General features: G+C 60.7%; 20 protein-coding genes and 2 tRNA genes. 11 read left to right on the top strand and 11 right to left on the bottom strand.

The window, feature by feature from the left end; genetic code table 11:
* Positions 1-29 precede the first annotated feature (29 nt).
* From AS136_RS02485 to AS136_RS28555, 3 genes are all read right to left on the bottom strand, one after another.
* Positions 30-1,427, bottom strand: a complete 1,398-nt coding sequence (locus AS136_RS02485; protein WP_023323203.1) for an FAD/NAD(P)-binding protein — start codon at positions 1,425-1,427, stop codon at positions 30-32.
* Positions 1,428-1,473: 46 nt separating this feature from the next.
* Positions 1,474-2,646, bottom strand: a complete 1,173-nt coding sequence (gene ssuD, locus AS136_RS02480) for an FMNH2-dependent alkanesulfonate monooxygenase (protein WP_063266658.1) — start codon at positions 2,644-2,646, stop codon at positions 1,474-1,476.
* A 77-nt stretch (positions 2,647-2,723) separates the two neighbouring features.
* A complete protein-coding gene (locus AS136_RS28555; protein WP_004219275.1) occupies positions 2,724-2,840 on the bottom strand; it encodes a hypothetical protein in 117 nt (38 codons plus the stop codon).
* 77 nt (positions 2,841-2,917) lie between these two features.
* On the opposite strand from AS136_RS28555, the gene AS136_RS02475 reads away from it, so the two are divergent.
* Together AS136_RS02475 and xni are read left to right on the top strand one after the other, a co-directional pair.
* Complete coding sequence (locus AS136_RS02475; RefSeq protein ID WP_008806268.1) at positions 2,918-4,861, top strand: sigma-54-dependent Fis family transcriptional regulator; 1,944 nt, start codon at positions 2,918-2,920, stop codon at positions 4,859-4,861.
* Positions 4,862-4,957: 96 nt separating this feature from the next.
* Positions 4,958-5,713, top strand: coding sequence for a flap endonuclease Xni (gene xni, locus AS136_RS02470; protein WP_023298149.1), 756 nt, complete (start codon positions 4,958-4,960; stop codon positions 5,711-5,713).
* Between the two features lie 70 nt (positions 5,714-5,783).
* Here xni and fucO read toward each other — a convergent pair whose 3' ends face one another.
* Entirely contained in the window at positions 5,784-6,932 is a 1,149-nt protein-coding gene (fucO, locus tag AS136_RS02465) for a lactaldehyde reductase (RefSeq protein WP_023323204.1), read from the bottom strand.
* A 27-nt stretch (positions 6,933-6,959) separates the two neighbouring features.
* Positions 6,960-7,607: an L-fuculose-phosphate aldolase gene (gene fucA / locus AS136_RS02460; RefSeq protein ID WP_012540715.1), complete on the bottom strand. Its 648-nt coding sequence runs from the start codon at positions 7,605-7,607 to the stop codon at positions 6,960-6,962.
* A gap of 566 nt (positions 7,608-8,173) precedes the next feature.
* Between fucA and fucP the strand changes: the two genes are divergently transcribed.
* The 5 genes from fucP to fucR all read left to right on the top strand — a co-directional run bounded on the left by fucP (position 8,174) and on the right by fucR (position 14,011).
* Complete coding sequence (gene fucP, locus AS136_RS02455) at positions 8,174-9,484, top strand: L-fucose:H+ symporter permease (RefSeq protein WP_023323205.1); 1,311 nt, start codon at positions 8,174-8,176, stop codon at positions 9,482-9,484.
* A 32-nt stretch (positions 9,485-9,516) separates the two neighbouring features.
* On the top strand, positions 9,517-11,292 hold the full coding sequence (gene fucI / locus AS136_RS02450; RefSeq protein WP_016161732.1) for an L-fucose isomerase: 1,776 nt from the start codon (positions 9,517-9,519) through the stop codon (positions 11,290-11,292).
* 107 nt (positions 11,293-11,399) lie between these two features.
* The gene (gene fucK / locus AS136_RS02445) at positions 11,400-12,818 is read left to right on the top strand and encodes an L-fuculokinase (protein ID WP_016161733.1); all 1,419 of its coding nucleotides are present in this window, start codon (positions 11,400-11,402) and stop codon (positions 12,816-12,818) included.
* A 1-nt stretch (position 12,819) separates the two neighbouring features.
* Positions 12,820-13,242 carry an L-fucose mutarotase gene (gene fucU / locus AS136_RS02440; RefSeq protein ID WP_008806274.1) on the top strand — a complete coding sequence of 141 codons (423 nt, stop codon included), beginning with the start codon at positions 12,820-12,822 and terminating at the stop codon, positions 13,240-13,242.
* A 58-nt stretch (positions 13,243-13,300) separates the two neighbouring features.
* Complete coding sequence (gene fucR, locus AS136_RS02435; RefSeq protein WP_012540709.1) at positions 13,301-14,011, top strand: L-fucose operon activator; 711 nt, start codon at positions 13,301-13,303, stop codon at positions 14,009-14,011.
* 48 nt (positions 14,012-14,059) lie between these two features.
* On the opposite strand, the gene rlmM is transcribed toward fucR, so the two are convergent.
* From rlmM to AS136_RS02415, 4 genes are all read right to left on the bottom strand, one after another.
* Positions 14,060-15,160: a 23S rRNA (cytidine(2498)-2'-O)-methyltransferase RlmM gene (gene rlmM / locus AS136_RS02430; RefSeq protein WP_008806275.1), complete on the bottom strand. Its 1,101-nt coding sequence runs from the start codon at positions 15,158-15,160 to the stop codon at positions 14,060-14,062.
* Positions 15,153-15,548: a DUF423 domain-containing protein gene (locus AS136_RS02425; RefSeq protein ID WP_002915543.1), complete on the bottom strand. Its 396-nt coding sequence runs from the start codon at positions 15,546-15,548 to the stop codon at positions 15,153-15,155. The genes rlmM and AS136_RS02425 overlap by 8 nt, the downstream gene beginning before the upstream one ends.
* A 19-nt stretch (positions 15,549-15,567) precedes the next feature.
* Positions 15,568-16,485: a glycine cleavage system transcriptional regulator GcvA gene (gcvA, locus tag AS136_RS02420; RefSeq protein ID WP_002915545.1), complete on the bottom strand. Its 918-nt coding sequence runs from the start codon at positions 16,483-16,485 to the stop codon at positions 15,568-15,570.
* A 351-nt stretch (positions 16,486-16,836) separates the two neighbouring features.
* The gene (locus tag AS136_RS02415) at positions 16,837-17,061 is read right to left on the bottom strand and encodes a YgdI/YgdR family lipoprotein (RefSeq protein ID WP_002915549.1); all 225 of its coding nucleotides are present in this window, start codon (positions 17,059-17,061) and stop codon (positions 16,837-16,839) included.
* 197 nt (positions 17,062-17,258) lie between these two features.
* Here AS136_RS02415 and csdA point away from each other — a divergent pair, with 197 nt between their 5' ends.
* Positions 17,259-18,464, top strand: coding sequence for a cysteine desulfurase CsdA (csdA, locus tag AS136_RS02410; protein WP_023323207.1), 1,206 nt, complete (start codon positions 17,259-17,261; stop codon positions 18,462-18,464).
* Positions 18,464-18,901, top strand: coding sequence for a cysteine desulfurase sulfur acceptor subunit CsdE (csdE, locus tag AS136_RS02405; protein ID WP_012967316.1), 438 nt, complete (start codon positions 18,464-18,466; stop codon positions 18,899-18,901). Before csdA ends, csdE begins: the two co-directional genes overlap by 1 nt.
* Positions 18,902-19,041: 140 nt before the next feature.
* On the opposite strand, the gene tcdA is transcribed toward csdE, so the two are convergent.
* Complete coding sequence (tcdA, locus tag AS136_RS02400; protein WP_008806278.1) at positions 19,042-19,851, bottom strand: tRNA cyclic N6-threonylcarbamoyladenosine(37) synthase TcdA; 810 nt, start codon at positions 19,849-19,851, stop codon at positions 19,042-19,044.
* Between the two features lie 87 nt (positions 19,852-19,938).
* Positions 19,939-21,036, bottom strand: a complete 1,098-nt coding sequence (gene mltA, locus AS136_RS02395; protein ID WP_002915579.1) for a murein transglycosylase A — start codon at positions 21,034-21,036, stop codon at positions 19,939-19,941.
* 210 nt (positions 21,037-21,246) lie between these two features.
* Here mltA and AS136_RS02390 point away from each other — a divergent pair.
* Positions 21,247-21,323, top strand: a tRNA-Met gene (locus AS136_RS02390).
* 35 nt (positions 21,324-21,358) lie between these two features.
* Positions 21,359-21,435: transfer RNA gene (locus AS136_RS02385), tRNA-Met, on the top strand.
* Position 21,436: the final 1 nt, after the last annotated feature.

Below are 21,436 nucleotides of genomic sequence, written 5' to 3'. Positions count from 1 at the left end.
AATGAATCAGGGAAAATAAAGGGAGGTATTCAGTACGCAGGACATCGGGAGTCCTGCGGGATCCCGAGCGTGAGTAACGCTTGCGCCGCCACGTCAGCGGCATGGTCGGCTACCTGCGGCAGGCCCATCAGTTCGCCAAAACGCCCGCGGGCGGCCGGACCGGCCACCAGCACCGGCAGCGCCTCAACGTGCGGCTCAGCCACTGCCCGGGAACGGCTGTCCACCTCCAGGCCCATGCCGAGGGCATCGGCGCGAATCAGGCCGCGGCGGGCGAGGTCCTGTAAAAATGGCTGGCTGTCGGTCAGGGCGCGGTGTGCGGGTCCGGTGGTCAGGATCAGGTGATCGACGCTCAGCGTCTGCACGCCGCCGCCGCGCCGCGCCAGCGTCAGTCGCAGCGTTTCGCCTTCACCGCTTATCGACAGTAGCCTGGCCGCCTGCACCTGCAGACTGCCCGTGCGCTGGCGCGCCTCCAGCACCTCGGCGACCTGCGGCGCCACGCGGTAGCGGTGGACATCCCAGTAATGGCGCAGATGGCGCAGAAAACGCTGGCGATCGGCGACGCTGAGCGCCTGCCAGATCCGCTGCCCCTGCTGACGAACCGCATCCAGCACCACCTGCCAGCTCAGGCCCTGCTGCGCCGCATACGCGACGTCGAGGCGGATCTGACGCAGGCGCTGACGCAGGTTACCCTGCTGATAGTCGCCGGGCCAGGTTGTCCCTGCGCCGCTAAGGTTGCCGCGCGACAGCAGGCCGTGGCGCGAAAAGGCGACGATACTGCCGCGGTGGCCCAGCCGGTCCAGCGTCGCGACCGTATCGGCCATGGTTAATCCGGTGCCCATCACCGCCACCCGGGCGTGCGGGGCGATGGCATCGAGCGCGCCGGGCTGCCACGGGTTGGCAATCAGCGCCGGATGATGACGCCAGGCTTCGGCCTGCGGCGGCAGCGAAGGCGGTGGATGACTGATCGCCAGCACCAGCAGATCGGCCTTAAGCTGCAGGCCGCCGTCGGTGGTCACCGTCCCCTGGTGAAAAGCGAGCGCCCGATCGCGCAGGTGGCGAAGCCGTCCGCCGCTGGACGCCACGGCGTCGGCAAAACGCTGCGCCACATAGCGACCAAACTGGCCGCGCTGAGGGTAGACGGAACCGTCCGGGCGCAGCGCCTGCACATCGACGGCAAAGGCAGGCTGATGGCGGTACCAATGATCGAAGGCGCCCTCTTCGTCGCCGGCCAGCTGCATGCGAGCGGCCGGGACGTTAATCCGGTGCGTCGGCTCCGCAGTGGAGTAGGCCACCCCGGCCCCGGGGGACTGGCGCGGCTCCAGCAGCGTCACGCGCACCCCGTTCGGCGCCAGGCGCAGCAGCTCAATCGCCACCGCCGCGCCGCTAAAGCCGCCGCCGATAATCACGATATGCGGTTCTGCACTCATCGCTGCCCTCCTCCGGTATGCTGTCTCATGGTCGCGCTCCGGGCCATCAACTGGCGCTGACCTGGCGCACCGGGCGCTTATCGCCGCCGATGGTTTCGCCAAACGGACCGGTGTTCACGCTACGCGCCTTCGACGAGGCCGCGTTTTCCAGCGGCAACAGAGGCATCACCAGCTCAGCAAGGCGGTGCGCTTCTTCCAGATGTGGGTAGCCGGAGAAGATAAAGTTGCTGATGCCGAGCGCCTGATATTCGCGGATGCGTTCCGCTACCTGCTGCGGATTACCTACCAGCGCGGTACCCGCGCCGCCGCGCACCAGTCCGACGCCGGCCCACAGATTGGGCGCAATGCGCAGATTATCGCGCGACCCCTGATGCAGGGCGCTCATCCGCGCCTGGCCGGCCGAGTCCATGCGGGCGAAGATCTTTTGCGCCTGGGCAATGGTATCGTCGTCAAGATGGGCGATCAGCCGGTCGGCGGCGGCCCATGCCTCTTCTTCCGTTTCGCGCACAATGACGTGCAGACGAATGCCGTACTGCAGGGTGCGTCCGCGGGCCGCGGCGCGCTCGCGCACCACCGCCAGCTTCTCCGCCACCAGTTCCGGGGGTTCGCCCCACGTCAGATAGCTGTCGATCTGCTCGGCCGCCACATCAATGGCCGCATCAGAAGAGCCGCCGAAATAGAGCGGCGGGCCATTCTCCTGTACCGGCGGGAACAGCACTTCAGCGCCTTCCACGTGAATATGCTCGCCGTGATAGTCCACTTTTTCCCCGCGCAGCAGGCGGGTGTAAACATCAAGAAATTCGCGGGTCACCTGATAGCGCTCGCTGTGGCTGAGGAAGATACCGTCGCCTTTGTTTTCCACCGGGTCGCCGCCGGTAACGACGTTGATCAGCAGCCGACCTTCCGATAAACGGTCGAGGGTGGCCGCCATCCGCGCCGCCAGGGTTGGCGGCTGCAGGCCCGGCCTGACCGCCACCAGATAGCGCAGACGGCGGGTCAACGGCGCCAGCGCCGAGGCCACCAGCCACGAATCTTCACAGCTTTTACCGGTGGGGATCAGCACGCCGTAGTAGCCCAGACTGTCGGCCGCCAACGCCACCTGCTGCAGATAAGGTAAATCGACCGGGCGTCCACCCTCGGTGGTACCCAGATAACGGCCATCGCCATGGGTAGGTAAGAACCAGAAGACATTGATCTTGTCGGGAGCTTGCTGCGTCATTATCTATTTCCTATATAACCATATCCGATATTTATCGAAGAGATGTTTTAATTTGGTTATATGAGTGTTAGCGATAATCATGCCAATGGTGAATAAAAAATTAATCTTTTAAAATCAATGCACTGAAAACGGCTTCTCCGCGCCGCGCTGTTGCAAATCGCGCAGCCGCCGCGCATCCGCTGGCGCATTTGCAACAGCCGCGGGCCTTCCCCCTCTGGTTTCTGCGGCCGCCGCAGGATAAGTTCAGAGCGTCAACGATCGGAGGCCCGCTATGCTGAACCCAGAATCCCCTTCCACCGCTCCCGCGCTGATCGACCCGGCGTCGAAGGCCTTCCAGAGCCTGCTGGACAAGCTCGCGCCAACGGAGGCGACCGTGCTGATCGTGGGCGAAACCGGCACCGGCAAGGAGGTGGTGGCCCGCTATCTCCATCATCACAGCGCCCGTCGCCAGCAGCCGTTTCTGGCCGTTAACTGCGGCGCGCTGACCGAGAGCCTCGCCGAAGCCGAACTGTTCGGCCATGAGAAAGGCGCCTTCACCGGCGCGCAGCAGGGACAGCCCGGCTGGTTTGAAGCCGCGGAAGGGGGGACGCTGCTGTTGGACGAGATCGGCGAATTAAGCCTGCCGCTGCAGGTCAAGCTGCTGCGAGTGCTGCAGGAGCGTGAAATTACCCGCGTCGGCTCACGCAAAGCGATTAAAGTGAATGTCCGGGTGATTGCCGCCACCCACGTCGACCTGGCCCAGGCGATCCGCGAGCGCCGCTTTCGCGAGGATCTCTACTATCGACTGAATATCGCGGTGGTGCCGCTGCCGCCGCTGCGCCAGCGTCGGCAGGATATCCCGCTGCTGGCACACCACTTTTTATCACTCTACGCCCGGCGCCTCGGGCGGCCAACCCTGCGTCTGGCGCCGGAATCACTGGCCCGGCTGATGGACTATTCGTGGCCGGGCAATATTCGCGAGCTGGAAAACACCCTGCACAACGCGGTGCTGCTCAGTAAAGAAGAGGAGATCAGTCCTGCCCAGCTGCGCCTGGCGACGCTCAACGACGCCCCGGCGCCGGCGAGCGATCATGAACTGGACGACTTTATTCGCCACCAGCTGGCGCTTCCCGGCGAGCCGCTGTGGCAGCGAGTGACCAGCGCCCTGATTCGCCACGCCATGGCGCATTGCGACGATAACCAGAGCCAGGCGGCCGCGCTGTTGGGGATCAGCCGGCATACCTTGCGCACCCAGCTCGCTAACCTCGGGCTGATCAAAAGCCGCCGCCGCCCGCCTGCGCCGCCGCGGGCGTTCGCCAACGCAGCCGGGGCCGATCGCGAACTGCGCATTGGCTACCAGCGCTTCGGCAGCCTCGGGATCCTGAAAGCCCGTCAGAGTCTGGAAACCGCCTTCGCCAGCCTCGGCGTCAACGTGCTGTGGAGTGAGTTTCCTGCCGGACCGCAGCTCCTCCACGCCCTCGCCTGCAACGAGATCGACTTCGGCACCACCGGGGAAGCGCCGCCGGTGTTTGCCCAGGCCAGCAATAGCGAACTGATGTACGTCGCATGGGAGCCGCCGGCGCCGCGCAGCGTGGCGATGGTCGTCCCGCAGGAGAGCGACATTCGCCAGCTCAGCGATCTGCGCGGCAAACGCATCGCCCTCAATAAGGGGTCGAATGTCCACTGGCTGCTGCTGCAGATCCTCGAAGACGCCGGGCTGGGGCTGAACGACGTGCGGGTGGTGTATACCCCGCCGAAATACCCGCTGACCGCCAGCGACTACCTGGCGGTTGACGCCTGGATGATGTGGGACCCGCTGCTCAGCGACGCCGAACACACCGGCGAGCTGCGGGTGGTCGCCAGCGGCGAAGGACGAGTCAACAACCATCAGTTTTATCTTTCGCGACGGGACTACCTCGCTCAGCATGGCGATATCATGCGCCGTCTGTTGACGGAGCTGACCCACACCGGGCAGTTTATCGACTCGCATCGTGGCGAAGCGGCCCGCTTACTCTCGGCAGAGCTGGGGATTGACGCCCGGTCGCTGAGCATGGCCCTCGCCCGCCGCAGCCATCGCCCGCGGCCGATGGATCTGTCGGTGATCCGCGCCCAGCAGACCATCGCCGATCGCTTTTACGCCCTCGGGCTTATCGCCAAACCGGTCCCGGTGCGCGAAGCGGTGTGGTACGGCGAACCCGCGCCGGGCGTCATCAGCCCGCTGATGGCGGTCAGTTAGCGAAATTTGCGCGTTATCTTCCTGATTGTTCAGGCGCAGATAGCCTCGATCTGATGGCGATGTTACCCTAAAGACGCTGAGAATAAGGGGGTATCTGTGGCTGTTCATCTGTTAATCGTCGACGCGTTAAATCTGATCCGCCGCATCCATGCGGTGCAGGGTTCGCCCTGCGTCGATACCTGCCTGCATGCGCTAGAGCAGCTGATCGTCCACAGTCAGCCCACCCACGCGGTGGCGGTGTTCGATGATGAGGATCGCGCCCACGGCTGGCGCCACCAGCGCCTGCCAGAGTACAAAGCCGGCCGCGCGCCGATGCCGGAGACGCTGGTGGCCGAGATGCCAGCGCTGCGGGCGGCCTTCGAACAGCGGGGGATCCGCTGCTGGGCCTTGCCGGGCAGCGAAGCGGACGACCTCGCCGCCACCCTGGCGGTAAAGGTGGCCCAGGCGGGCCATCAGGCCACCATTGTCTCCACCGACAAAGGCTACTGTCAGCTGCTGTCGCCCACCATCCGCATCCGCGACTACTTTCAGAAGCGCTGGCTGGATGCGCCCTTTATCGCCAGCGAGTTCGGTGTCACTCCGGAGCAACTGGCGGATTACTGGGGGCTGGCGGGGATCAGCAGCTCGAAAGTACCGGGCGTGGCGGGCATTGGCCCCAAAAGCGCCGCCCAGCTGTTGAACGAGTTTCAGGACCTGGAGGGGCTGTACGCCCGTCTGGCCGAGGTGCCGGAGAAGTGGCGTAAAAAACTGGCCGCGCATCAGGAGATGGCTTTCACCTGCCGGGAAGTGGCCCGCCTGCAGACCGACCTCCAGCTGGACGGCAATCTGCAGCAGCTGCGGCTGACGCGCTAACTATCGTTAAGAGGTGCGCCGGTGCAGGGTAACTGCCTCCGGCACTGCCTGCTTTACCCGGGCCAGGCAATCACCAGGCCGCCTGATATAACCCGACGATATCGGCCAGGCTCGCCTCACGCGGGTTACCGCCGGTACACACATCCTCCAGCGCCGCCTGCGCCAGCGCCGGAATATCCTCTTTCCTGACGCCCACCTCGCGCAGATGGCCGGGAATACCGACATCGCGGTTTAGCTCGTAGACCGCCTCCACTGCCGCCTCGCGTGCAGCTGTCAGGCTTAACGCTTCCACCCTGACGCCCATCGCCCGGGCGATATCGCGATATTTTTCCCCCGTCGCCTCAGCATTAAAGCGCATCACGTGCGGCAAAAGGATGGCATTCGCCACGCCGTGGGGCGTGTTGTAAAAAGCGCCGAGCGGATGCGCCATGCCGTGCACCAGCCCGAGTCCGACGTTGGAAAATCCCATCCCCGCGACGTACTGGCCCAGCGCCATGGCTTCGCCCGCGCCGGCGTCCCCGGCAACTGAGCCGCGCAGCGCCCCGGCAATGATCTCGATGGCCTTGAGGTGCAGCGCATCGGTCAAAGCCCAGGCGCCGCGGGTGAGATATCCTTCGATAGCGTGCGTCATGGCGTCCACGCCGGTGGCCGCCTTCAGCGCCGGCGGCATGGCGTCCATCATATCGGCATCGATAAAGGCCACCTGCGGGATATCATGCGGATCGACGCAGACGAACTTACGCCGCTGTTCTTCATCGGTGATGACATAGTTAATCGTCACCTCCGCCGCGGTACCCGCGGTGGTCGGCACCGCGAAGATCGGCACGCTGGGCTGACGGGTGGGCGACAGCCCCTCGAGGCTACGGACATCGGCGAATTCCGGGTTACGCTGAATAATACCGATCGCCTTACAGGTATCCTGCGGCGAACCGCCGCCGATGGCGATCAGGTAATCCGCCCCGCTGCGCTGAAAGGCCTGCAGCCCCTGCTGGACCACGGCAATGGTCGGGTTAGGGATCACGTCGCTGAACATATCCCATGCCAGCCCGGCGGCATCCAGTTTGTCGGTGACTTTCGCCGCCACGCCGCAGCGGGCGAGGGTGCTGTCGGTGACGATCAATGCTTTGCGATAGCCGCGCCGCGCTACTTCATCGGTTAATGCGTTTATCGCCCCCCGGCCAAACCACGCCGTTTCGTTGAGGATCATTCGGTTTGCCATCGCGTCTCTCCTGTTAGCGTTGCGGCATCACTCTTCAATACGTAATCCGTAGGTTTTGAACTTCTCCAGCACGATGGCGATCGCCTCGTCATTCAGCACCGGTACCGGGTCGATAATCGCCAGGGTGCTGAGGTAGAGCTGGGCCAGGACTTCCACTTCATGCGCCAGCCAGAGCGCTTTCTCCAGGCTGGCCTCGCAGGCGATCAGGCCATGATGCTGCAGCAACGTGGCTTTGCGGTGCTTCAGCGCTACCGCGACATGCTCAGACAGCTCGCGGGTGCCGAAGGTGGCATAGGGCGCGCAGGGGATCGAATTCCCGCCGGCCGCGGCGATCATATAGTGGATGGCCGGGATGGGCCGGTTGAGGATCGACACCGCCGTACAATGGACAGCGTGATTGTGGACCACCGCCTGGGCATCGGGCCGCGTCTGGTAGGCCGCCTGATGAAAACGCCATTCGCTGGAGGGCAGTTTTCCCTGCTCATGCTGGCCGTCGGCATCAATAAAGACGATCTTGTCTTCCGTCAGCTTTTCATACGGGATACCGGTGGGGGTGATCAACATTCCTCCCTGATAGCGCACGCTGACATTGCCGGCGGTCCCCTGATTTAACCCCAGGCGGGTCATTTCCAGGCAGGTATCGATAATCTGCCGGGCCAGTCTGTTTCTTTCCATTGCGTTCCTCTTGTGGTGACTCATCATCCGTCAACGGCAGGGCAACAGAAATATCGTCGGCTACCGTGGGATAAGGTGAATAATGGTCTTCATCATCAACCTGAATAATCGAAGGGGAATTTTCATGACTATATTTTGTGAGCCGCGTCAATTATTCCAGCATAAATAAAGGAATTATGCCGGTTAAGAGAGTGTTTAAAATGCCCGTTCTTAATAATATTTCATCAAGCGGGCATTTTATTTCTTTGTAACATTTGCCCGTTTTCCACGATATACATTCATTCGGTCATTAGCGTTGTGGTTTTGTGAATTTATTTTCTCAAACGGTCAGCGTTTTTGAAAAATTAAAGTGACAATTATCACATAAAATGGTCCACAGCGCGTTAAGTGTGACCATCATCATATTAACAGACGGTTTTTATTTGAAAATGAAGTCATGAGTTCCGCCGTGACTTTCATTTCACTCACCGGCGCGTCACCTGAGCTCACTTAATTTTGCGGTCTGCTGCAGCACCAGACTGCGCCCTGAATGCTGTTGTAAATGCTTCTGAACTGATGAGGACGCTATGGGAAACACAACGATACCAACGCAAAGTTACCGCGCCATGGAGAGCGGGCAGAGTAAGAGCTACATTATTCCTTTTGCTCTGCTGTGCTCCCTCTTTTTTCTGTGGGCGGTGGCTAATAATCTGAATGATATTTTATTACCGCAATTTCAACAGGCCTTTACTCTGACTAATTTCCAGGCCGGATTAATTCAGTCGGCCTTTTATTTTGGCTATTTTATTATTCCCATCCCCGCCGGGATGCTGATGAAAAAATTTAGCTATAAAACAGGCATTCTTACGGGTCTGTTTTTATATGCCTGCGGCGCCGCGCTGTTCTGGCCTGCCGCCGAAGTGATGAACTACACTTTATTCCTGATTGGATTATTTATTATCGCCGCCGGGCTTGGCTGCCTGGAAACGGCGGCCAACCCGTTTGTGACCGTTCTCGGTCCGGAAAGCGGCGGTCACTTCCGCCTTAATCTGGCCCAGACCTTTAACTCATTTGGCGCCATTATTGCCGTGGTATTTGGCCAGAGTCTTATTTTGTCTAACGTCCCGCATCAGCCGCAGGATGTGCTGGATAAAATGACGCCAGAACAGCTCAGCGCCTGGAAGCACAGCCTGGTCCTGTCGGTACAAACCCCCTATATGATTATCGTGGCCATCGTCCTGCTGGTCGCCCTGCTGATCGTCTGCACCCGCTTCCCCTCCCTGCAGAGCGATGACCACAGCGACAGCGCGCAGAGCACCTTCCTCGCCTCGCTGACGCGCCTGATGCGCATCCGTCACTGGCGCTGGGCGGTGCTGGCCCAGTTCTGCTACGTCGGCGCGCAAACCGCCTGCTGGAGCTACCTGATTCGCTACGCTATCGAAGAGATCCCGGGCATGACGGCCGGTTTCGCCGCCAACTACCTGACCGCCACCATGGTCTGCTTCTTTATTGGCCGTTTTACCGGCACCTGGCTTATCCGCCGCTTTGCACCGCATAACGTGCTCGCTATCTATGCGTTTATCGCCATGCTGCTCTGTTTGCTCTCCGCCTTCAGCGGCGGCCACGTCGGTCTGCTGGCCCTGACCCTGTGCAGCGCCTTTATGTCCATTCAGTACCCGACCATCTTCTCGCTGGGGATTAAGCATCTGGGCCAGGACACCAAATATGGCTCGTCCTTTATCGTCATGACCATTATCGGCGGCGGGATCGTCACCCCGGTGATGGGCTTTGTCAGCGACGCCGCCGGCAATATCCCGACCGCCGAACTGGTCCCGGCGCTGTGCTTCGCCATCATCTTTATTTTTGCCCGTTTCCGTTCACAAGCGGCGACGAACTAAACCTGTTATCCGCATAACCTGAGGGATCTGTAATGAAAAAAATCAGCTTACCGAAGATCGGTATCCGCCCGGTAATCGATGGTCGTCGCATGGGGGTCCGCGAGTCGCTGGAAGCGCAAACCATGAACATGGCGAAAGCCACCGCCGCGCTTATCAGCGAGAAACTGCGCCACGCCTGCGGCGCCCGGGTGGAGTGCGTGATTGCCGATACCTGCATCGCCGGCATGGCCGAGTCGGCCGCCTGTGAAGAGAAATTCAGCAGCCAGAACGTCGGCGTCACCATCACCGTCACCCCCTGCTGGTGCTACGGCAGCGAAACCATCGACATGGATCCGCTGCGCCCGAAGGCCATCTGGGGCTTTAACGGCACCGAACGTCCGGGGGCGGTCTATCTGGCCGCCGCGCTGGCGGCCCATAGCCAGAAAGGGATCCCGGCGTTCTCCATCTACGGACATGACGTGCAGGATGCCGATGACACCTCGATCCCGGCGGATGTCGAAGAAAAACTGTTGCGCTTCGCGCGCGCCGGCCTGGCCGTCGCCAGTATGAAAGGGAAAAGCTATCTGTCGCTGGGCGGCGTCTCAATGGGCATCGCCGGCTCCATCGTCGACCACAATTTCTTTGAATCCTGGCTCGGCATGAAGGTCCAGGCTGTCGACATGACGGAGCTGCGCCGGCGAATCGATCAGAAAATCTATGATGAAACCGAGCTGGAGATGGCGCTGGCGTGGGCGGATAAACACTTCCGCTACGGCGAAGATCAGAACGCTGAGCAGTATAAGCGCAATGAAACACAGAGCCGCGCGGTGCTGAAAGAGAGCCTGCTGATGGCGATGTGCATCCGCGACATGATGCAGGGCAACCCGAAACTGGCGGAAAAAGGGCTGGTGGAGGAGTCGCTGGGCTACAACGCCATCGCCGCCGGTTTCCAGGGTCAGCGCCACTGGACCGATCAATACCCCAATGGCGATACCGCCGAAGCGCTGCTCAACAGCTCTTTTGACTGGAACGGGGTGCGCGAGCCATTTGTCGTCGCTACCGAAAACGACAGCCTCAACGGCGTGGCCATGCTGATGGGTCATCAGCTCACCGGCACCGCCCAGGTGTTTGCCGACGTGCGCACCTACTGGTCGCCGGACGCCGTTGAGCGGGTCACCGGGCAGCCGCTCACCGGGCGGGCGGAGCACGGCATTATTCACCTGATTAACTCCGGCTCTGCGGCGCTGGACGGCTCCTGCCAGCAACGCGACGCGCAGGGCAACCCGACGATGAAACCTCACTGGGAGATTGAACAGAACGAGGCGGATGCCTGCCTCGCGGCGACCGAATGGTGCCCGGCGATCCACGAATACTTCCGCGGCGGCGGCTTCTCTTCCCGCTTCCTGACCGAAGGCGGCGTGCCGTTCACCATGACCCGGGTGAACATCATCAAAGGTCTGGGGCCGGTGCTGCAAATTGCCGAAGGCTGGAGCGTGGCGCTGCCCAAAGCGATGCACGACCAGCTCGACGCCCGCACCAACTCCACCTGGCCCACCACCTGGTTTGCCCCACGCCTGACCGGCAAGGGTCCGTTCAGCGATGTGTACTCGGTGATGGCTAACTGGGGCGCCAACCACGGCGTGCTGACCATCGGCCACGTTGGCGCGGATTTCATTACCCTCGCCGCCATGCTGCGCATTCCGGTCTGCATGCACAACGTGGAAGCGGCGAAAATCTACCGCCCCTCCGCCTGGGCTGCGCATGGCATGAATATCGAGGGCCAGGACTACCGCGCCTGCCAGAACTACGGGCCGCTGTATAAGCGTTAACAGGTTGGTTTCGCCCGGTGGCGCAGGCTTACCTGGCCTACAGATGCGCGCGGTCTGTAGGCCGGATAAGCGCCGCGCCATCCGGCGATGTTGTTTCGGGAGTCACTATGAAGCAAGACGTTATCCTGGTCCTCGACTGCGGCGCCACCAACGTGCGGGCGATGGCCGTTGACCGACAGGGAAACATTATCGCCCGCGCCGCAACGGCGAACGCCAGCGACATCGCGGCGGAGAACAGCGACTGGCACCAGTGGTCGCTGGAGGCCATTATGCAGCGCTTTGCCGACTGCTGTCGGCAGATCCATGACCAGCTGGCCTCCTGCACGGTGCGCGGCATCACCGTCACGACCTTTGGCGTCGATGGCGCGCTGGTGGATGAGCAGGGTGCCCTGCTGTATCCGATCATCAGTTGGAAATGCCCGCGCACCGCGGCGGTGATGGAGAATATCAGCCAGTATATGCCAGCACACCAGCTGCAGCAGATTGCCGGCGTCGGCGCGTTTGCGTTCAACACCCTGTATAAGCTGATCTGGCTGAAAGAGTGCCACCCGCAGCTGCTGGCGCAGGCCCATGCCTGGCTGTTTATTTCGTCGCTGATCAACCATCGGCTGACCGGGGAGTTCACCACCGACCTCACCATGGCGGGCACCAGCCAGATGCTCGATCTCCGGCAGCGCGATTTCAGCGCGCCAATCCTGCAGGCGACCGGCCTGCCGCGCCGCCTGTTCCCGCGGCTGGTTGAAGCAGGCCAGCCGATCGGCGCCCTGCTGCCGGAGGCCGCTGCGCTGCTGGGCCTTCCCGTCGGGATCCCGGTTATCTCGGCCGGGCATGACACCCAGTTCGCTCTGTTTGGCGCCGGCGCCGGGCAGGATGAGCCGGTGCTCTCCTCCGGGACCTGGGAGATCCTGATGGTGCGCAGCGCCCAGGTCGACACTTCGCTGCTCTGCGACTACAGCGGCTCCACCTGCGAGCTGGACAGCCAGCCGGGCCGCTATAACCCGGGAATGCAGTGGCTGGCCTCCGGCGTGCTCGAATGGGTGCGCAAGCTGTTGTGGAGCGCTGACACGCCGTGGCAGACGCTGATTGCCGAAGCGCAGGCGATCCCGCCCGGCGCCCAGGGCGTCAGGATGCAGTGCGACCTGCTCGCCAGCCAGCACGCCGGCTGGCAGGGCGTCACGCTCAACACCACCCGCGGCCATTTTTACCGCGCCGCGCTGGAGGGGTTAAGCGACCAGCTGGCGCAGCATCTGCAAACCCTGGAAAACATCGGCCGCTTCAGGGCGAAAGAGCTGCTGCTGGTGGGCGGCGGCAGCCGCAACGCGCTGTGGAACCAGATCAAGGCCGACCGGCTTGGAATACCGATCAAAGTTCTCGATGATGCCGAAACCACGGTGGCCGGCGCGGCGATGTTTGGCTGGTATGGCGTGGGCGAGTTCTCTTCGCCGGAACAGGCCAGAGCGCAGGTCGCGTACCGCTACCGCTATTTTTGGCCGCAAACTGAACCTGAATTAACAGAGGAAGCCTGAGATGCTCAAAACCATTTCCCCGCTGATATCGCCGGAGCTGCTGAAAGTGCTGGCCGAAATGGGCCATGGGGATGAAATCATTTTTTCCGATGCCCATTTCCCGGCGCACAGCATGGGGCCACAGGTGATCCGCGCCGATGGCCTGCGGGTCAGCGATCTGCTGCAGGCGATTATCCCGCTGTTCGAGTTAGACAGCTACGCGCCGCCGCTGGTGATGATGGCCGCCGTCGAAGGCGATGCGCTGGACCCGACGGTGGAACAGCGCTATCGGCAGGCGCTATCGGCGCAGGCCCCCTGCCCGGATATCGTGCGGATTGACCGCTTTGCCTTCTACGACCGGGCGCAAAAAGCCTTTGCGATCGTTATCACAGGAGAGCGTGCTAAGTACGGAAATATCCTTTTAAAAAAAGGAGTCACGCCGTAATCTCATGCCGGAGCGTCTGCCTGATGCAGACGCTCAATCAATGATGGGATGAGAATAAATGAAAGCAGCCCGCCAGCAGGCGATCGTCGATCTCCTGATCAACCACAGCAGCCTGACCACCGAAACCTTGTCAAAACAGCTCAACGTCAGCAGGGAAACCATTCGCCGCGATCTGAGCGAGCTGCAGGCGCAGGGCAAAGTGCTGCGCAACCACGGCCGGGCCAAAGTGATCCATCAGCGCAGCCAGGACAGCGGCGACCCTTTTCACATGCGGCTGAAAAGCCATTACGCGCATAAAGCCGATATCGCCCGCGAAGCGCTGGCCTGGATTGACGAAGGGATGGTGATCGCCCTCGATGCCAGCTCCACTTGCTGGTATCTCGCCCGCCAGCTGCCGGACCGCCCGCTGCACGTCTTTACCAACAGCCAGCCCATCTGCCAGGAGCTGGCCAAACGCGACCAAATCACGCTCACCTGCTCCGGCGGCACTCTGCAGCGGAAATATGGCTGCTACGTGAACCCGGCGCTGATTTCCCAACTGAAATCGCTGGAGATCGATCTGTTTATTTTTTCCTGCGAAGGCATCGACCCGCAGGGCGCGCTATGGGACTCCAATGCGTTCAATGCCGACTTTAAATCGATCCTGCTTAAGCGCGCGGCGCAGTCGCTACTGCTGATCGACAAAAGCAAGTTCAACCGTTCCGGCGAGGCGAGAATTGGTCATCTGGATGACGTGACGCATATTGTGTCGGATGCGCCGCAGCCTTAAGGGGAAGGCCGGAGGACGCGCACGCGTCTCCGGCCTGAGGGGGAAGGATTAACGCTCGTCGCGACGTCCGCCGACGGCGGCCCACAGGCGACGCACGTGAACGGTCACCTCTTCACGATCGTGATACAGCTGACGCGCCTGGATCTGGGCGTTGATGCCGTGCTCGTCCAGTTGGGCCTGAATATAGGCCAGATTCTGCGACACCTCTTCATAGCGCTTTTTCATCGGCAGCTTGAGGTTGAAGATGGTCTCCCGGCACCAGCCGTTGACCAGCCACTGCGCCATCAGCGCCGCCACCTTCGCCGGTTTCTCCACCATATCGCAGACCATCCACGAGATGTTGTTGCGGTTCGGACGATAGCGGAAGCCATCTTCGCGCAGCCAGGTCACCTGGCCGGTATCCATCAGGCTCTGGGCCATCGGGCCGTTATCGACCGAAGAGACCCACATGTTGCGCTTCACCAGCTGATAGGTCCAGCCGCCCGGGCAGGCGCCGAGATCGACGGCATACATGCCGTTCGCCAGGCGCTCGTCCCACTCGTCCGCCGGAATAAAGACGTGGAACGCCTCTTCCAGCTTGAGGGTGGAACGGCTCGGGGCATCGGACGGAAACTTCAGCCGCGGAATGCCCATATAGAACGGTGAGTTGTTGTTGCTGTACGAGTAGCCGGTATAGCAGCAGCCGGGTGCGATAAAGAACACATGCACCACCGGTCGCTTTGGCGTTTCATAGTTGGTCAGCACGCCCGCCTCGCGCAGCGCCGCGCGTAACGGCACCGTGAACTTGCGGCAGAACTTCATCAGCTCTTTGCTTTCGTTGGTATCCGCCACTTCCACACGCAGCTCGCCACCCTTCTCCACCACGCCCTGCAGCATGCCGACGATCGGGGTAATGCGATCCTCCGGCGGCAGGTCGCGCAGCAGTTCGCCGACCACGAACATCTGACGGGCGAAAATCAGCGAGCTGAACGGCAGATCGCGTACCAGCTTCTCACCGTCGTCTTGCTGATAACCTTCAAAAATCACATAACCAGAGTCTTCTTTGACCCGGGCAAAACCAAACACCTCAAGGCGGGCGGCCTTATCGGTAATTTCTGCTGCGCACTCTTTCTCAAACCCAGGGCGACAATAGAGGACAACCTTATTCATGAACAACGCCCTTACGTTTCAGACGAATTGCACCAATTAACATTAAAACCCAACCGGCGAGGAAGCTTACGCCGCCCACCGGGGTCACGAACGCCCACAGACGTAAATGAGACAGCGCCAGACAATAGAGGCTGCCGCTGAACAGCACGGTCCCTAACGCCAGAAACACGCTGCTCCAGTAGAACCAGATACTGATCCGACGCTGCATCGCCACCGCCAGACCAAAAATCGCCAGGGTATGGAAGGCCTGATACTCCAGGCCGGTATGGATCCAGGCCATCTCCGCCGCGCCGAGCGATTGACTTAATACATGCGCGCCAAAGGCACCCAGAGCCACAAAGATAAAGCCACTAATCGCGGCGAATATCAGCATAAAACGGCTGGTCATGTTTTTACCCTACAAGTATTTATTGTTCATAACGAAAGCGGAATTTTTCTTGCTCACTTGCCGCTTTCGCCAGGATCCATTGCCGGAAAGCGGCTATTTTACCCAGTTCTGCCTGACTGTCATGGCAAACAAGGTAAAACGCATTCTTACTGACCAGAACATCATTAAACGGACACACAAGACGACCGGCTTCAATTTCGGACTGCGCCATCACGTTGTTGGCCAGCGCCACACCCTGCCCGTGAATGGCCGCCTGCAGCACCATCGCGCTATGGCTGAAAATCGGCCCCTGTTGCACATTAATATGGCTTAGACCAAGCTGGCGGGTATAAGTTTGCCAGTCGCGACGGGACGCATCGTGAAGCAGCGTATGTTGCGCCAGATCGGCAGGCGTTTTCAATGCTTTGTCGCCGGTGAGCAAGAGCGGGGAACAGACCGGCAGCAGATACTCGGCGTACAATTTTTCCACACGCAGGCCCGGCCAGTTGCCGCGGCCGTAAAAAATCGCCACATCGACATCGTCCGCCAGCTTATCCTCCTGGCGGTCTACCGCCTGGATCCTGACGTCGATTCCCGGATAAGCTGAGTTAAAGCTTGTCAGTCTCGGCACCAGCCACTGAATGGCGAAACTTGGCAATAAACTGACCGTTAATGCCCCTTTGGCGCTGCGCGCCTGCAGTTTACGCGTCGCTTCCGTCAGTTGCGAAAAAATCTCTTTAATATCCTGAAAATAGCTCTGCCCTTCTTCCGTTAACAGCAGCGAACGATTGCGCCGCCGGAACAGCTTAAGGCCCAGAAAATCCTCGAGAGACTTGATTTGATGGCTGACTGCGGCCTGCGTCACAAAAAGCTCATCGGCTGCCCGAGTGAAGCTGAGATGACGTGCGGCTGCATCAAAAACACGTAATGCATTCAGAGGTGGTAATCGCTTCGACATGGTTATTCTGGCTTAGATGTTAACTCAATTTAACAAATAGGAAACAATGATTAACCTATTAGTTTTTTTTATCTGAGCCATTATAAATTGTCCGTTGAGGTTCTACCAGCAAATACCTATAGTGGCGGCACTTCCTGAGCCGGAACGAGAAGCTTTTTTTGGAATGCGTGTTCCATCAAGCTTTTGGCTTACGGTTGTGATGTTGTGTTGTTGTGTTTGCAATTGGTCTGTCTTTGCAGACCCTGGTAGCAAAGCTACCCCTTTTCACTTCCTGTACATTTACCCTGTCTGTCCATAGTGATTTAATGTAGCACCGCAACGCGCGGTGCTTTTTTTTGCCTTTTTACTGCCTTACTCGTCCAGCTCACCCAGCTGTTTCACGTCAGAGCGATTGATCTGCTGTTTGTTGCCCCACGCGTCCTTATACGAGATCATGCCAGTATCATTATCGGTTTGCGGTTTCCCGTCGGTAACGATGGTTCGCCCATCATTGGTATGCATCACATAGTTAGAGGAACAGGCGCTCAGGCCTAAAGTCAGCATACAGGCAGAGATAATCGCAGCGGCCTTAGTCATTTTCATTTTTCTCTCCTTACGGCTATTTATACTATTCGTGACTCGTTAAGTAATAGGTTAAAACACAAACCCAACACTTTTCAGCATAACCCTCTTTGACCCACCTGGAGTCACATTCGGACAATTCCACAGGGCACAGAGGCCTTGTCACGCCCGGCAAATTGCGCGACGATCGCGGGATTGATACGAGGAATTCCATGAACGCATTCAACCCGGCGCACTTTCGCGCGCAGTTTCCGGCTCTGGCCGATGCCGGCGTCTATCTCGACAGCGCGGCGACCGCGCTCAAACCGCAGGCGGTGATCGACGCCAGCGACCAGTTTTATCGCCTGAGCGCCGGCAACGTCCATCGCAGCCAGTTCGCCGCCGCCCAGCGGCTGACCGAGCGCTACGAGGCGGCCCGCGAGCGCGTGGCGGCATGGCTTAACGCCCCGTCCGGCAAAGATATCGTCTGGACGCGAGGAACCACCGAGGCCATCAATATGGTGGCGCAGAGCTACTTCCGGCCGCGCCTGCAGCCTGGCGATGAAATTATCGTTAGCGAAGCCGAGCATCATGCCAACCTCGTGCCCTGGCTGATGGTAGCCGGGCAGACCGGCGCCAGAGTGGTCAAACTACCGCTTGGCGCTGACCGCCTGCCGGATATTGCCAGCCTCAGCGCGCTCATCACCCCGCGCAGCCGGGTGCTGGCCATCGGTCAGATGTCCAACGTCACCGGCGGCTGCCCGGACCTGGCGCAGGCTATCCGCCTTGCTCACGCCGCCGGGATGGTAGTGATGGTCGATGGCGCCCAGGGCGCGGTGCATTTCCCCGCTGACGTGCAGGCGCTGGATATCGATTTTTACGCCTTTTCCGGCCATAAGCTATATGGCCCGACCGGGATCGGCGCCCTGTACGGCAAAAGCGAGCTGCTGGCGGCGATGTCGCCCTGGCTCGGCGGCGGGAAAATGATCGCCGAGGTCAGCTTTGACGGCTTTACGCCGCAGCCGGCCCCTTATGGTCTCGAGGCCGGCACGCCGAATGTCGCCGGGGTAATCGGCCTTAGCGCCGCCCTGGAGTGGCTGGCGCAGAGCGATATCGGCCAGGCGGAAAACTGGAGCCGCAGTCTGGCGAGTCTGGCGGAAGAGGCGCTGGCGAAACGGCCGGGCTTCCGCTCTTTCCGCTGCCAGCAGTCAAGCCTGCTGGCCTTTGAGTTCGACGGTGTTCATCACAGCGATCTGGTGACGCTGCTGGCGGAGTCCGGCATTGCTCTGCGCGCCGGGCAACACTGCGCCCAACCGCTGCTGGCGGCCTTAGGGGTCAGCGGCACGCTGCGGGCCTCTTTCGCCCCCTACAATACCCAAGACGATGTTGCGGCGCTGGTCCACGCGGTGGATCGCGCCCTGGAAATTCTGGTGGATTAATGACAACTCTGCACCCCTTCGGCACAACCATTACCGACGCCACGCTGCGCCAGACCTTCGCCCCGCTGAACCAGTGGGAGGATAAATATCGTCAGCTGATTTTATTGGGCAAAAAGCTGCCGACGCTGACCGATGAGCGCAAAGCGCAGGCCCGGGAGATTGCCGGGTGTGAAAACCGCGTCTGGCTGGGCTATGAGGAGGATGCCGAGGGCAGGCTGCACTTCTTTGGCGACAGCGAAGGCCGGATTGTGCGCGGTCTGCTGGCGGTGCTGTTGACCGCCGTGGAAGGAAAAACCCGCGCCGGGATCCTGGCGCAGGATCCGCTGGCGCTGTTCGACGAGCTGGGGCTACGCGGCCAGCTCAGCGCCTCGCGCAGCCAGGGCCTCAGCGCCCTCAGCGAGGCGGTGCTCGCCGCCGCCCGCGAGGTTGAGGTTTAAGCTCATCCCGGGGGCGGCGCTTGACGCGCCTTGCCCGGGCTACGGGCTCATGCAGTTTTGTCGCCCGGACAGGTGTGCAGCGCCGCCTCCGGGGAATTGTCCTGTAGACCGGGTAAGGCGCCTGCGCCGCGGCCCGGGATTTACGTCGTCTGCCGCTCCGCCTTCGCCAGCATCTTCTTCAGAGCATGCGATACCGCGACGAAGCCAAAGGTCGCGGTCACCATGGTGGCCGCGCCAAAGCCGGAAGCGCAGTCCATCCGTTTCGGCCCTTCCGCCGTGCTCTTCATCGCGCAGACGCTGCCGTCCGCTTGCGGGTAGACCAGCGCTTCCGTAGAGAAGACGCAGTCCACGCCGAGCTTGCCTTTGCTGTTTTTCACCACCCCAAACTGGCTTTTCAGCCGCTCGCGCAGTTTAGCCGCCAGCGGATCCTGGATGGTCTTCGCCAGGTCAGCGACCTGGATCTGCGTTGGGTCAATCTGACCGCCCGCCCCGCCGGTGGTGACCAGCGGCACTTTGTAGCGGCGACACCAGGCGATAAGCGCCGCTTTCGGCCGGACGCTATCGATCGCGTCGATAACATAGCTAAAGCCGACGCCAAGATATTCCGCCACGTTTTCCGGGGTCACGAAATCATCCACCACCGTCACCCGACACTCCGGGTTGATGAGACGAATACGCTCTGCCATCACTTCCGCTTTCGCCAGCCCGACGTTGCCGCTCAGGGCGTGGATCTGACGATTGGTGTTGGTGACGCAGACATCGTCCATATCGATAAGGGTGATCGCCCCGATGCCGGTTCGCGCCAGCGCTTCCGCCGCCCAGGAGCCGACCCCGCCGATCCCGACCACGCAGACGTGGGCATCGGCAAAACATTGCAGCGCTTTTTCACCATATAAACGTGCCGTACCGCCAAAACGCTGGCGCCAGGCATCGCTGATTACAACAGACATAGAACCTCAGAACAAAATGACAGCGCCCGGAGGCCGCCGTAAACGGCGTCATCCGGGCGCCCTGGTCAACAGGCAGGGCCAGGGGAGTTAGCCGCTAAAAACATTCCCCGCGCCCGGGGCGTTTTTCAGCACCCATACGCGGCCATAGTGGTTATACCAGCCGGCACGGTGGCCTGCGTCAGGCCCAATGCCCTGATAGATGTCGAAATGCTGGCCTTTGATGGCCCCGCCGACGTCGAGAGCGACCATCAGGCGCAGTTCGTACTGGCCGTTAAACTTGCCGTTATTATCCAGCAGAGGCACCTCGGCCAGCAAGGTGGTTCCCGGCGGAATAATCGACCGGTCAGAGGCCACCGAGGCGCGGCCGATCAGCGGCACAGCGCTGGCCCCTTTCACCGGCGCGAAAGACTGCGGTTTAAAGAACACGAACGACGGGTTCTGCTCCAGCAGCTCGCGCACTTCCGCTTCGCTGTGCTTTTCACCCCACTCGCGGATCGCCTGCATCGACATATCTTCTTTCTTCACTTCCCCGCGGTCGATCAGCACTTTGCCGATGCTGCGATAGGGCCAGCCGTTTTTCCCGGCATAGCTAAAGAAGTTGAGCGGCGAACCATCGCCAAAGTCGATATAGCCGCTGCCCTGCACGTCCATGATGAAGTTATCCATCAGCGAATTGCTGTACGCCAGCACATAGTTATCGCTCAGCGCGCCGGCATAGATGCTGGCGCGGGACGGCAGCTTACCGCGTTTCGGCGGCATCCGGTAAATGGGGTACTGGAATTCGCCCTGACGGGTGTGGCGCGCCTGCACCACCGGCGTGTAGTAGCCGGTAAACTGAACGTTGCCATAGTTGTCGACGCCCTGCATCTGCCAGGCGTCGATGCCAAACTGGCGCAGCGTGCGGGTGTCGCCGCCGGCGCGCAGCCACTCCTGCAGCGCGTTATAGACGTTGCTCTGGCTATTATAGAGGCGCGGCGAGGCGTTACGAATTTGATTAACCTGCTCGGAGAAGTCGCCGGCGTTGATCGGCGCCCCGACGGCATCCGGCTGGTTTACCAGTGAAAACGGCTGGGTGAACTTGCCATCGCTATATTGCTGACCGCGGTCGGTCGGTTTTGAGGAACAGGCGGCGAGCATAGCCAGCATTGCCCCCGTCGCTACATATTTTGCCCAACGTCCTTTCATGGTGTCTCATCTTTTGCTGCGAAGCCTTAGTGCGTGTTGAAGATAACAAAGCGCCGGGGCTATTGAAATGCGCGATCTCATCGATGGCACAGATTTGTGTAAAAAAAGACCACAAGATGGCGTTTTATAAGCCAATTCTTACAAAAATGTCGATTTGGTCGAAAAAAGGTTGCATCATCTCGCTAGCGGAGTATAGTGCGCTTCCACGGACGCGGGGTGGAGCAGCCTGGTAGCTCGTCGGGCTCATAACCCGAAGGTCGTCGGTTCAAATCCGGCCCCCGCAACCAATTAAAATTTGATGAAGTACAAAGCAGTACGGTGACGCGGGGTGGAGCAGCCTGGTAGCTCGTCGGGCTCATAACCCGAAGGTCGTCGGTTCAAATCCGGCCCCCGCAACCAA

Origin of the sequence: Klebsiella sp. D5A, from assembly GCF_001620885.1 — a bacterium.
Classification (GTDB): Bacteria; Pseudomonadota; Gammaproteobacteria; order Enterobacterales; family Enterobacteriaceae; genus Klebsiella; species Klebsiella variicola.
This window is presented reverse-complemented; position numbering and strand designations above follow the sequence as displayed.

Coding starts and splice junctions, on each gene's coding strand:
- AS136_RS02415 (WP_002915549.1), bottom strand. CDS start 17,061: ATGACTAAGGCCGCTGCGATTATCTCTGCCTGTATGCTGACTTTAGGC.
- fucK (WP_016161733.1), top strand. CDS start 11,400: ATGAAGCAAGACGTTATCCTGGTCCTCGACTGCGGCGCCACCAACGTG.
- fucU (WP_008806274.1), top strand. CDS start 12,820: ATGCTCAAAACCATTTCCCCGCTGATATCGCCGGAGCTGCTGAAAGTG.
- csdE (WP_012967316.1), top strand. CDS start 18,464: ATGACAACTCTGCACCCCTTCGGCACAACCATTACCGACGCCACGCTG.
- fucA (WP_012540715.1), bottom strand. CDS start 7,607: ATGGAAAGAAACAGACTGGCCCGGCAGATTATCGATACCTGCCTGGAA.
- rlmM (WP_008806275.1), bottom strand. CDS start 15,160: ATGAATAAGGTTGTCCTCTATTGTCGCCCTGGGTTTGAGAAAGAGTGC.
- ssuD (WP_063266658.1), bottom strand. CDS start 2,646: ATGACGCAGCAAGCTCCCGACAAGATCAATGTCTTCTGGTTCTTACCT.
- fucR (WP_012540709.1), top strand. CDS start 13,301: ATGAAAGCAGCCCGCCAGCAGGCGATCGTCGATCTCCTGATCAACCAC.
- fucO (WP_023323204.1), bottom strand. CDS start 6,932: ATGGCAAACCGAATGATCCTCAACGAAACGGCGTGGTTTGGCCGGGGG.
- fucP (WP_023323205.1), top strand. CDS start 8,174: ATGGGAAACACAACGATACCAACGCAAAGTTACCGCGCCATGGAGAGC.
- tcdA (WP_008806278.1), bottom strand. CDS start 19,851: ATGTCTGTTGTAATCAGCGATGCCTGGCGCCAGCGTTTTGGCGGTACG.
- fucI (WP_016161732.1), top strand. CDS start 9,517: ATGAAAAAAATCAGCTTACCGAAGATCGGTATCCGCCCGGTAATCGAT.
- AS136_RS02475 (WP_008806268.1), top strand. CDS start 2,918: ATGCTGAACCCAGAATCCCCTTCCACCGCTCCCGCGCTGATCGACCCG.
- AS136_RS02485 (WP_023323203.1), bottom strand. CDS start 1,427: ATGAGTGCAGAACCGCATATCGTGATTATCGGCGGCGGCTTTAGCGGC.
- gcvA (WP_002915545.1), bottom strand. CDS start 16,485: ATGTCGAAGCGATTACCACCTCTGAATGCATTACGTGTTTTTGATGCA.
- mltA (WP_002915579.1), bottom strand. CDS start 21,036: ATGAAAGGACGTTGGGCAAAATATGTAGCGACGGGGGCAATGCTGGCT.
- csdA (WP_023323207.1), top strand. CDS start 17,259: ATGAACGCATTCAACCCGGCGCACTTTCGCGCGCAGTTTCCGGCTCTG.
- AS136_RS02425 (WP_002915543.1), bottom strand. CDS start 15,548: ATGACCAGCCGTTTTATGCTGATATTCGCCGCGATTAGTGGCTTTATC.